General features: G+C 73.1%; 2 protein-coding genes. Both read left to right on the top strand.

What is annotated here, in order from left to right; all coding sequences use genetic code 11:
• Positions 1-38: 38 nt before the first annotated feature.
• A complete protein-coding gene (locus ACIBAG_RS43970) occupies positions 39-11,639 on the top strand; it encodes an amino acid adenylation domain-containing protein (protein ID WP_399113561.1) in 11,601 nt (3,866 codons plus the stop codon).
• Positions 11,636-12,961: an MFS transporter gene (locus ACIBAG_RS43965; protein WP_399113554.1), complete on the top strand. Its 1,326-nt coding sequence runs from the start codon at positions 11,636-11,638 to the stop codon at positions 12,959-12,961. The genes ACIBAG_RS43970 and ACIBAG_RS43965 overlap by 4 nt, the downstream gene beginning before the upstream one ends.
• Positions 12,962-12,981 lie beyond the last annotated feature (20 nt).

The raw sequence follows: 12,981 nt of genomic DNA, 5'->3' as shown, positions 1-12,981 counted from the left end.
CCCCCTGGACCCACCGCCTCGGCCTCGATGCCCCCGCACTGATCAACATGTACGGCATCACCGAAACCACCGTCCACACCACCTACCACCGCATCGTCGACCAGGACCTGGCACCGTCCGCGGGCAATCCCATCGGCCACCCCCTCGCCGACCTCACCATCCGACTCCTCGACCGCCACGGCAACCTCGTCCCCCTCGGCGTCCCCGGCGAGATCCACGTCGGCGGCCCCGGAGTCGCCCGCGGCTACCTCCACCAACCCGAACTCACCGCCCAACGCTTCCTCCCCGACCCCTACGGCCCACCCGGCGCACGCCTCTACCGCAGCGGCGACCTCGCCCGCCGCCGCCCCGACGGCAGCCTCGACTTCCTCGGCCGCGCCGACGACCAGGTCAAAATCCGCGGCTACCGCATCGAACTCGGCGAAATCGAAACCACCCTCACCACCCACCCCGCCCTCCGCGACGCCGTCGTCCTCGCCCGCGAAGACACCCCCGGCGACAAACGCCTGGTGGCGTACTGCGTGCCGGGATCCGACGCGACGCCGCCCTCCGGTGCCGAACTGGCCGCCCATTGCGGGCGGACACTGCCGGACTACATGGTCCCTGCGGCGTTCGTCACGCTGGAGGCGATCCCGCTCACCGCCAACGGCAAACTCGACAAGCGCGCCCTGCCCGCTCCCGGCCAGGACGCCTTCGCCCGCTCGGTGTACGTGGCGCCCCGCAACCCCACCGAGGAGCGGATCGCGGCGGTCTGGCGCGATGTCCTCGGGGTGGACACGGTCGGTGTGCACGACGGCTTCTTCGACCTGGGCGGCGACTCCATCAAGGCCGTCGCCGTCGTCGGTGCCCTGCGCGAGGAGTTGCTGGATGTCTCGGTCGGTGACGTCTTCACCTGCCGCACGGTCGGTGAGCTGGGCGAACTCCTCGCCGGGCGGGCCGGACTGGCCACCGGCGACGCGCTGGTCGAGCCGTTCGCGCTGATCTCCGACGAGGACCGGGCGAAACTGCCCACGGGCCTCGCCGACGCTTATCCGATGTCCCAGGTGCAGACCGGCATGGTGGTGGAGATGCTGGGCGGCGGTGACTCCTACCGCAGCTTCATCTCCTACCGGATCTCCGACAGCCACACCTTCTCGGCGGAGGCACTGCGCGAGGCGGCCAGGACGGTCGTCGGCCGGCACGAGATGCTGCGCACCTCGTTCGACCTGCAGTCCTGCTCGCTGCCCATGCAGTTGGTGCACGCCGAGGTGGAGGTTCCGGTCACCGTTCACCGGCTGGCCGCCACGACGTCCGGGGCCGACAGCGACGCCCCCACCGCGGAGCTGATGGGTCTCCTCGCCGCCGAGCGGGACGCCGAGTTCGACCTGGGCCGCGCTCCTTTGCTGCGGGTGGCCGCCTACGTCGGGCCGGACAGCGAGGCGGGCTGGTGGCTGTCGATCGCCCGGCCGCACGCCATCACCGAGGGCTGGAGCCACAACTGGCTGCTCGCCGAGCTGATCGGTGTCTACCGCAGGGTGCGTGACGGTGAGCGGCCGGAGCCGTACGACGCCCCGGCCGTCCGCTACGCCGACTACATCGCCGCCGAACTGGCGTCCCTGCGCTCGGAGGAGGACGCGGCCCACTGGCGGGACGTGGTGGACACGCACACCCCGTTCACCGTGCCCGACGGCTGGGAGCCCGAGAGGGGCGCGGGTGAGAGCTTCGACGTGCGGGTGCCGCTCGACGACATCGAGGGCTCGCTCAGGGACCTGGCGACCCGGCTGCGGGTCTCCGTCAAGAGCGTGCTGCTGGCCGCGCATGTCAAGGTCATGAGCCAGCTCACCGAGTCCCCGGCGTTCCAGGTCGGCCTCGTCTGCGACGCCCGGCCCGAACTGGCCGGCGCGGACCGGGTGTACGGCATGCACCTGAACACGGTGCCCTTCCCGGTGGACCGCTCCGCGCGCACCTGGCGGGAACTGGTCACCCAGGTCTTCGACCGCGAGGCCGAGCTGTGGCCGCACCGGCGCTATCCGTTCCCGGCGATGCAACGCGACTGGCACGGCGGCCGGCTGGTCAACGTCGCCTTCAACTACGTCGATCTGCCCCGGTCGCAGGCGACCGCCCCCGGCACCGCGGCGGACGGCGAGGCCCGCGCGGACGCCCGGTTCGGCGTCTCGCAGACCGAGTTCGACATCACCGTGCACTGCCGCGCCGACCGGCTGAACCTGACGACGAACACGGCCGTCCTGAGCCGGACCGACGGCGAGCGGCTGCGCGGGATGTACCGGGCCGTACTGGAGGCCATGGCCGCCGATGCCGACGGCGACGCCCGCGCCACGTATCTCCCCGAAGGAGAACGCGACCTCCTGCTGGACGAACTGACCGCGACCGGACGTGAGCCCGTCACCCTGGGTGTGCCGGAGGAGTTCCAGCGCCGGGCCGTCACCGCGCCGGACGCCGTCGCGGTGGTCACCGACGACTCGGTGACCACCTACCGGGAGCTGAACGAGCAGGCCAACCGGCTCGCTCACCGGCTGCGGGAGCTCGGCGTGGGACCGGATGTCGTCGTGGGCATCTGCCTGGAGCGCTCGCTGGAGCTGGTCGTGTCCGTGCTGGCGGTGCTCAAGGCGGGCGGCGCGTATCTGCCGCTCGACCCGGAGGCGCCCGCCGAGCGGCTCGGCTTCATGCTCGACGACGCCACCGTGCGTCTGGTGCTGACCCGTCGCGAACTGGCCGACACGGTACGGCGGGACGATGCCGCTATCGTCCTGCTGGACGACGAGGAGACGGTGTCCGGGCAGCCGGCCATCGACCCCGACCCGGCCGGTGCCGAGGACGACCTGGCGTACGTGATCTACACCTCGGGTTCCACGGGACGGCCCAAGGGCGCCATGGTCCGCCGCGACGGCATGGGCAACCATCTGCTGGCCAAGATCGAGGACCTCGGTCTCGGCCCGGCGGAGAGCGTGGTGTTCAACGCCCCGCCGGCCTTCGACATCTCGGTGTGGCAGATGCTGGCTGCGCTGGTCACCGGCGGCCGGGTCCGGGTCGTCGACGGGGACACCGCGCTGGACCCGAGCGGCCTGTTCGGGCGGGTCACCGACGAGGGGATCACCGTCCTGGAGGTCGTGCCGTCCCTGCTGCGCACCAGCCTGGACTTCTGGGACGCCGGGGCGCCCGCGCCCGGACTGCCCCGGCTGCGACGGCTCGTGGTGACGGGTGAGGCGCTGCCCGCGGAGCTGTGCGACCGCTGGCTGGACCGCTATCCGGGCATCCCGCTCGTCAACGCCTACGGCCCCACCGAGTGCTCGGACGACGTCACGCACGCCGTCGTGTCCGCTCCGCCGGGCGAGGGCCGGGTGCCCATCGGCGAACCGGTCAGGAACACCCGGCTGTATGTCCTGGACGCGTGCCTCCAGCCGGTCCCCGTCGGAGTCGCGGGCGAGTTGTACGTCGGCGGCGACGGTGTCGGCCGCGGCTACCTGGGCCGGTCGGCACTGACCGCCGAGCGGTTCCTGCCGGACCCGTTCGGGCCGCCCGGTGCGCGGCTGTACCGCACGGGCGACCTGGCCGCCTGGCGCACCGACCGTGCCCTGGACTTCCTCGGCCGCGTCGACGACCAGGTGAAGGTCCGCGGCCACCGCATCGAGCTCGGTGAGATCGAGGCGGCGTTCGCCACGCATCCCGGGGTGCGCCAGGCCGTGGTGGTCGTACGCGACGAGCGGCTCGTCGGCTACTTCAGCCCGCTGGACGAGGGCACCCTGTCCCCGGCGGAACTGCACGAGTGGCTCGCCAGGACCCTGCCGGACTACATGGTGCCGGCCGCGTTCGTCCGGCTGGCGGCGGTTCCGCTCACGCCCAACGGCAAGGTGGACAAGCGTGCCCTGCCCGCGCCGGACGACGAGTCCTTCGTACGGGGCGAGTACGTGGCCCCGCGCACGGACAGCGAACGGCGGATCGCCGAGATCTGGCGGGACGCCCTCGGGGTCGAGCGGGTCGGGGTCCGCGACGGCTTCTTCGACCTGGGCGGCGACTCCATCCGCGCCGTGGCCCTCGTCGGCGCCCTGCGCGCACAGGGCGTCGACATCGCCGTACGGGATGTTCTCGAGGCCCGTACCGTCGAGCGGCTGTCCGAGCTGATCGCGGACCGGGAGGGTCTGGCGCCGGCCGAGCAGGTCTTCACCGAGCCGTTCGCGCTGATCTCCGGGGCCGACCGGGCGAAGCTGCCCGAGGGCGTCGTCGACGCCTATCCGGTGGGCCGGACCCAGCTCGGCATGCTCATCGAGATGATGGACGGCCGGCGCGGCTCGTACCACATCATCAACACCTTCCGGGTGGCCGACGACAAGCCGCTGGACCCGGACGCGCTGCGGCGGGCGGCCGCGGCCCTGGCGGCACGCCATGAGGTGCTGCGCACCTCCTTCCGGCTCACCGGCTTCTCCACGCCGCTGCAACTGGTGCACGCCACGGCTGAGATTCCGGTGGACGTCCACGACGTGCGCGGGCGCTCCGCGGAGGAGCTCGATGCGGCCCGCTTCGAGCTGGTCAGGCAGCAGCGCGCCGAGTCCTTCGCGATCGACCGGGCGCCGCTGTTCCGGATCGTCGCGCACGACGAGGGCGACGACGCGTGGTGGGTGACCTTCACCCAGTCTCACGCGATCACCGAGGGCTGGAGCTACCACCAGCTGCTGGTGGAACTCCTCGACTGCTACCGGGCGTTCCGCGACGGCGGGCGGCCGGAGCCGTACGAGCTGCCGCGGGTGCGGTTCGCCGACGCGATCGCCGCGGAGCTGTCCTCGCTGCGCTCCGCCGACGACCGGGCGTACTGGCGGCGGATCACCTCCGGGTACGTTCCCGTGACGTTTCCCACCGAGTGGTCGGGCGACACGGACGAGCTCATCTATCGCGAGGTGCCGTTCGACGACCTCGGCGAGCGGCTCAGGAAGTTGGCCACGTCGGCCCAGGTGTCGCTGAAGAGCGTCCTGCTGGCCGCCCATATGAAGGTTCTGGGCCAGCTCACCGATGCGCCCGCCTACCACTCGGGACTCGTCGTGGACACCCGGCCCGAGGCCCTGGGCGCCGACCGGGTGCTGGGCATGTACCTCAACACCCTGCCCTTCGCGGTGGACCGTTCCGCCCGTACCTGGCGGGAGCTGGTCGGCCAGGTCTTCGACCGCGAGGTCGAGCTGTGGGCGCACCGCCGCTACCCGATGCCCGTCGTCCAGCACGAGTGGGGCGGCGGACGGCTCATCAACGCCTACTTCAACTACATCGACTTCCATCAGGTCGACACCGAGAAGGTCGCCACCGGGACCCGCATGACCAGCGCGACCAGTGAGTTCGACTTCACCGTCTTCAACCGAGGAGACCGGCTCTACGTGAACACCCGGGACAGCATCATGAACTCGGCCCAGGCGGGGCGGGTGGCCGGTATGTACCGCGCGGTCCTGGAGGCGATGGCCGCCGACCACGACGGCGACGCCCGCGCCGTGTACCTGCCCGAGGGCGAGCGGGAGCGGCTCCTGGAGCAGGCCGCCGCGGCCGGGGCCGCGGCGCACGGTGTGCCGGGGTCGGGCGGGGACTGTGTGCACGAGGTCTTCGAGCGGCAGGCGGCCCGGACGCCGGACGCGATCGCCGTGGTCGCGGGCGGTGAGTCGCTGACGTACGCCGAGCTCGACGCCCGCGCCAACCGCCTCGCCCACCGGCTGCGCGCCCTGGGTGCGGGACCGGAGCGGGTCGTCGGAGTGTGCCTGCCGCGCGGCGCCGACCTGATCCCCGCCCTGCTGGGCGTCCTGAAGTCGGGGGCCGCCTATCTGCCGCTGGACCCGGCCAACCCGGCCGACCGGCTGGCGTACATCCTGGCCGACGCCCGGGCTTCGGTGCTGATCACCGACGCCGCCTCGCTGGCCCTGGTCGAGGACGCGCACGACGGTCCGCTCGTCGTGCTCGACCGGGACCGCCGGACGCTGGCGGCCGAACCGGCGACGGCCCCCGCGGCCGGGGTGGTGCCGGACAACGCGATCTACGTCATGTACACCTCGGGCTCGACCGGCCGCCCCAAGGGGGTCACGCTCGCCCACGCCAGCATCGTGGGGCTGATGACGAGCGCTCAGGAGCACTACGCCTTCGACGAGTCGGACGTCTGGGCGATGTTCCACAGCTACGCCTTCGACGTGTCCGTGTTCGAGCTGTGGGGCGCGCTGCTGTACGGCGGGACGCTGGTCGTGGTCGATCAGGATGTGGCCCGTGCGCCCGACGACTTCCTGGACCTGCTCGTCGAGCAGGAGGTGACGGTCCTGTGCCAGACGCCGTCGGCGTTCCGCTCGCTGCTCGCTCCGGCGGTCGAGGGCGACCCGCGTGTCAAGCGGCTGTCGCTGCGGGCCGTGGTCTTCGCCGGCGAGAAGCTGGAGTTCGCCGAACTGCGGCCGTGGACGAAGCGGTTGAGCCTGGGCCGGGTGGCCCTGGTCAACATGTACGGCATCACCGAGACGACCGTGTACACGACCTACCACCGGATCACCAAGCGGGACCTCGACGCCGAGTCGGGCAACCCGATCGGCCGGCCGCTGAGCGGCCTCACCGTCCATCTGCTCGACGCGAGCGGGCATCCGGTGCCCGACGGATCCCCGGGCGAGATCCACATCGGCGGCCCGGGAGCGGCACGCGGCTATCTGAACCGGCCGGAGCTGACGGCGGAGCGGTTCGTACCCGATCCGTTCGGTGCGCCGGGGTCGCGGCTGTACCGCAGCGGCGACCTGGGGCGCCGCCGTCCCGACGGCAGCCTGGACTTCCTCGGCCGCATCGACCACCAGGTCAAGATCCGCGGCTACCGCGTGGAACTCGGCGAGATCGAGGCCGCCTTGGCGAGTCATCCGGGGGTCCGGGAGGCCGTCGTCACCGCGCGCGAGGACAGCCCCGGCGAGCAGCGCCTGGTCGCGTATGTCGTGCCCGTCGGCGAGACCCCGCCCGAGCCCGCGGAACTCCGGGCCCATCTCGGCCGCTCGCTGCCGGGGTACATGGTCCCGGCCGCGTACGAGGACATCGACCGGATCCCGCTGACCCCCAACGGCAAGCTCGACACCCGTGCCCTGCCCGCCCCCGGCCAGGACGCCTTCGCCCGGGCCGCCTACGCCGCGCCGCGCACACCGGTCGAGGAACGGGTCGCCGGCATCTGGCGGGAGGCGCTGGGCGTGGACCGGGTGGGTGTCCGGGACGGGTTCTTCGACCTCGGCGGTGACTCCCTCAAGGCCGTGGTGATCGCCGGCGAGATGACGGCGGCCGGGGTGGACGTCACGGCGCGCGAGGTGCTGGAGCACCAGACCATCGACGCCCTGTGCGCCAGGCCGGCCGCGGGGCCGGCGGCCACTCCCGCGGCGGCGGCCGTCGAGCCGTTCTCGCTGCTGAGCGAGGCGGATCGGGCCCGGCTGCCCGAGGGGCTCGTCGACGCCTATCCGCTGACCCAGGCCCAGAACGGCATGCTCGTCGAGATGCTGTCCGGGGACGGCCCGATGAACTACCACCGGGTCTCCTCGGTCCGCATCGGTGCCGCGGAACCGTTCTCCCGCGAACCGCTGCAGCGGGCCCTGCGGGAACTGGTCGCCCGTCAGGAGGCCTTGCGCACCGGCGTGGACACCGAGTCGTACTCCGTGCCCATGCAGTTGGTGCACGCCACGGCGGAGGTACCGCTGCGGGTCGTCGACCTCACCGCCGCGAGCCCGCAGGAGGCGGAGAGGGCCCTGCGGGAGGTGCTGGAGGCGGAGAGCCGCACCCCGCTGGAGCACGGGGCGGCGCCGCTGCTGCGGCTGGTGGTGCACCGCTTCGCGGACGGAGACTGGCAGCTCACCGTCACCCAGTCGCACCTGATCATGGACGGCTGGACGTTCGGGGTGTTCCGCGCCGAACTGCTCGATCTCTACCGCGCCTTCCGCGACGGCCTGGACCTCGCGCCGTACACGCCGCCGCCCGTGCGGTTCGCCGACACCGTCGCCGCCGAGCTGCGCGCCCTGGCCGACGCCGAGGACCGCGCCTACTGGAGCGGCGTCGTCGGGGAGCGCGCCCGGTTCGCCCTGCCCGCCGGCTGGGGCGACCCGGACGGCCCGGACGACCGGCACCGGGTCCAGGTGCCGCTGCACGATCTGCTGGAGGGTCTGCGCGCGGTGGCGTCCGACGCCGGGGCGCCGCTGAAGAGCGTCCTGCTCGCGGCGCATGTGAAGGTGCTGGGCCGGCTCACGCCCGAGCGCCGGTTCTTCACCGGTCTGGTCACCCACTGCCGGCCGGAGGCGCCCGGGGCGGACCGGGTGTACGGCACCCATCTCAACCCGCTGCCGTTCCCCGTCGACCTGTCCGCGACGACCTGGCGCGAGCTGGTGCGGCAGGTCCGCGACCGGGAGATCGAGGCCTGGCCGCACCGGCACTTCCCGATGCACGCCATCCAGCACGAGCTGGGCGACGGCAGCCGGCTCATCGACGTCCGCTTCAGCTACCACGACTTCACCGCGGCCGGTGCGGGCGTCACGGCTCCCTCGGCCTCCGGCGACAGCGGCGGCTTCAGCCGTATCGAGGTGCCGCTGGGCGTCTCGACCGTGGAGGGGGGCCTGCAGCTCAACGCCGACAGCGCCTTCCTCGGCCGGGCCGAAGTGGAGCGGCTGGCCGCCATGTACCGGGCGGCACTTGAGTCGATCGCCGCCGGTGGCGACGGTGACACCCGGACCGCCCTGCTGCCCCCGGGTGAACGGGAGCAACTGCTCGGCCCGTGGGCGAGCGCCCCCAAAGAGCCCGCCGATCCGGTCTCCTGGACCACGCCCGAGGCGTGGCGCGACCAGCTGGCACGGACCCCGGACGCGGTGGCCCTGGCCACCGACGACACGACGATGTCGTACGCGGAACTCGATGTCGCCGCCAACAGGATCGCGCACCGCCTGCGGGCGGCCGGCGTCGGCACCGAGACGGTCGTGGGGGTGCTGCTGGAGCGCGGCACCGAGCTGATGGCCGCCCTGCTGGGCGTGTGGAAGGCGGGCGGGGCGTACCTGCCGCTGGACCCGTCCTTCCCCGCCGGGCGCCTGCGCGACATGCTCGCCGACGGCGGGGCCGAGGTACTGGTGAGCGCCTCCGACCTCGCGGAAGCGGTGGTGTTCGACGGGCCGCGGGTGCTGGTCGACCTGGATCGCGGGGCGATCGCGGCCCTGCCCGGGACGGCACCCGAGCACGTCACGGACCCCGACTCGCTGGCGTACGTGGTCTGCACGTCCGGGTCGACGGGACGCCCCAAGGGTGTGCAGGTCACCCACCGGGGGCTGGCGAACTATCTGCGATGGGCGCTGAGCGCGTACCTGGCCGGTGGAGGCGGTGGCGCCCCGCTGTTCTCCTCGGTGGCCTTCGACCTGGTGGTGCCCAGTCTCTGGGCTCCGCTGCTGGCCGGACAGCCGGTACGGCTGCTGCCCGAGGAGACGGATCTGGATTCCCTGGGGCAGCGGCTGCTGGACGGCGGTCCCTACGGGTTCGTCAAGCTGACGCCCGGTCATCTGGAGGTCCTCTCCCAGCAGATCGCGCCCGAGCGGCTGGCCGAGGTGACGGACGTCGTCGTGGTGGCCGGTGAGGCGCTGCCGGTCCCGCTGGCCGGCACCTGGGCGCGGGTGCTGGGCGACGGACGGCTGCTGAACTCGTACGGGCCGTCGGAGACGACGGTGGCGAGTTCCGGCTGCGCCGTGGACCCGGTGCCCGCGGGCGCCCGCGGGGGCGGGACGGTGCCGGTCGGACGGGCCGTTCCCGGGGCCCGGATGCTGGTCCTGGACGCCGATCTGGAGCCGGTTCCGAGGGGGGCCACGGGCGAGCTGTACATCGGCGGGACCGGCGTGGCCCGCGGCTACGCCGGCCGGCCCGGCCTGACCGCCGACCGGTTCGTGCCGGACCCGTACGGCGAGCCCGGCGGCCGGCTGTACCGGACCGGGGATCTGGCGCGGACGCTGCCGGACGGGAGCGTCGAGTTCCTCGGCCGTACCGACCACCAGCTCAAGATCCGTGGGTACCGGGTCGAACCGGGCGAGATCGAGCGAGCCCTGACCGCTCACCCGGAGGTTGCCGAGGCCCGGGTCGTCCTGCGGGAGGGCACGTCCGCGGGCGACGGGCGGCTCGTCGCGTATCTGACGGCCACGCCGGGCGGGGCACCCGAGGGCGAGGCGTTGCGGAACCGGCTTGCCGACAGCCTGCCGTCGTACATGGTGCCGGGGGTGTTCGTGCGGCTGGAGAGGATGCCGCTGACCGCCAACGGCAAGCTCGACCGGGCTGCGCTGCCGGATCCCGACGAGGAGGTGTCCGCCCGCCCGCCGTACGTCGCGCCGCGCACTGCGGTGGAGCGGACGCTGGCGGCGATCTGGGCCGAGATCCTCCAGGTCGACCGGGTCGGGGTGCACGACCGGTTCTTCGAGCTGGGCGGTCACTCGATCGTGGTGTTCAAGGTGATCGCGGCGGCCCGCCGGGCCGGCGTCCCGCTCTCCCTGCTCACGATCTACCAGGACGACTCGCTGGAGGCGGTGGCCGCGGCCGCCGAGGCGGCGCAGGGTCAGGAGGCGTCCCCGGTCACGGAGGCGCCCCCGGCTCAGGCACCGGCGGCCGAGCGGTCCGCTCCGTCCGCCCCGTCCGCTCCGGCCCAGGCCCCCGGCCCGCTGCACGACATGCCGAACGTGCCCGGTGCGAGCATCGCCGTGATCCGGGACGGCGAGCTGGTGTCCGTCGAGGCCCACGGTGTCCTGGCGGCCGGCGGCAGCGACCCGGTGACCCCCGAGACCGTCTTCCAGGTCGGGTCGCTGAGCAAGCACATCACCGCACTCGGTGTGCTGCGGCTGGTCGACCAGGGAGTCCTGGATCTGGACGAGGACGTCAACGCCCGGCTGCGCGGCTGGCGGATGCCGGACGGCTTCCGCGTCACCCTGCGGCAGTTGCTCGGCCATCTCTCGGGTCTGGCCCCGACGCCGGTCGTGCACCTCCCCCGCGGGCAGCGCACCCCGTCGCTGACGGACCTCCTGCACGGCAGCGGGCCGGGGGTGAGTATGGGCGCCCGCGCCGAACTGGAGCCGGGACAGGTCTTCCGCAAGGCCAACGTCCACTACTCGGTGGTCCAGCAGGTGCTGGAGGACGCCACGGACCGGCCGTTCGCCGAGCTGATGGACGACGTGCTCATGAAGCCGCTGGGCCTGACGGGCAGCAGCTTCGACCCGGCGTTCCCCGAGCGGACGGACCGGCCCGTGGCCCTCGGCCACGACCCGGAGGGCCGGCCGCTCGACGGAGGCTGGCTGGTGCGGCCCGAGCTGGCCGCGGCCGGCCTGTGGACGACGGCGACCGACCTCGCCAAGGTCGCGCTGGAGATCCGCCGTGCCCGCCTCGCCCGGCCGCTCGCGCAGCTCACCGCCGACTCGGCCCGGGAGATGCTCACCCCCCAACACCGCCACAGCTCCTACGGGCTGGGCACGGTCGTCGACGACCTCGGCGCCGACGTCCAGTTCGGGCACGGCGGCGGGGGCGCCGGCTATCACGCCCTGGCCATGTGCCGGGTGGGGCCGGGCCGCGGGTTCGTCGTCCTCACCAACGGCGAGTCCGGGGCCGAGGTGGCCAAGCGCCACACGTCGCTCCTGGAGCCGGACGCCTCCGCAGACCGGTCCCGGTGAGCACCGCCGACGGGCCGGCCCACGCGGCCGGCCCGGGACGGCCCCACGGGCCGCTGCGCGCGAACCGCGACTACCTGTTGCTCTGGCTGGGCGCGGGCGTCGCGGTGCTGGGCGACCGCACGGCCGCCATCGCCTATCCGCTGCTGATGATCTGGCACGGCGGCTCGCCGGCCGACGCCGGTTTCGTGGGCTTCGCCGGGCTGCTGCCCATGCTGCTCGTGCAGTTGCCCGCGGGCGTGCTGGTGGACCGCCTGGACCGGCGCAGGACGATGATCGTCTGTGATGTGGCGGCGTTGCTGGCCATGGCCAGTGTGGCGGTGGCGGTGATCAGCGACCGGCTGTGGCTGGCCCACGTCATGGCCGTGGCCTTCGTCAGCGGCACGGCGTCGATCTTCTACCGGCTCTCCGAACGGGCGGCGGTCCGCAATGTGGTCCACCCGGACCATCTCCCCCCCGCCCTGTCCCGCAATGAGGCCAGATCCCGGGCCGCGGGCCTGCTGGGCCAGCCGCTGGGCAGTTCGCTGTACGGGATCGCGAGGTGGTCGCCGTTCGTGTTCGCGGCGCTGGCCCATCTCGCCGCCCTGCTGAGCCTGTTGTGCATCCGGCGGGACCTCCAGTCCGAGCGCCCGCCCACCGCGCTGCGACTGCGGGCCGAAATGGCCGAGGGGTTCCGCTGGTTGCTGGCGCAGCGCTTTCTGCGTGCGGCGATATCGCTGGTCGCCGTCACCAACATCCTGTTCCAGGTGCTGTCGTTGGCGCTGGTCCTGATCGTCAAGGAGAGCGGCGGCTCCCCGGCGACGATCGGTGTCATCGGTCTGGTGTCGGGCCTGGGCGGGATCGTCGGTGCCGTGTCCGGTTCACAGCTGGTGCAGCGGGTGCGCCCCGGCCGGGTGATGATCTCGATCTTCGGGGTCTGGACGGTGCTGATGCCGATGGTCGCGCTGACCCACGAGGTGTACGTGCTGGCCGCGCTGTTCGCGGGCACGTCCTTCGCCGGGGCGGTCCTCAACCTGCTGGCCGGGGTCTACCAGGTGCGGATGGCCCCGGACGAGATGCAGGGCCGGGTGGGCGGCGTCGCGGGCCTGCTGAGTTCGGGGGCCGGTTCGCTGGGCTCGCTGGCCGGCGGGTTCGCGCTGAGCTCCGTCGGAGCGACCAGGACGGTGCTGGCGGTGGGGGTCGTGATGCTGGCGACCTTCGTGACCACGGCATTGATCCCGGCGGTGCGCGGCGCCCGGCGCATCGACGAGGGCGACACACCGGCCGGGGAGGCCGGCGGGGCGATGACGGAACCGGCCGGCTCATCGTCCGATTCCGCGCGATAACCGCGATATAGCCGCAGTAT

This window comes from Streptomyces sp. NPDC051243 (genome assembly GCF_044455405.1).
In the GTDB taxonomy this organism is placed as follows: Bacteria; Actinomycetota; Actinomycetes; order Streptomycetales; family Streptomycetaceae; genus Streptomyces.
This window is presented reverse-complemented; position numbering and strand designations above follow the sequence as displayed.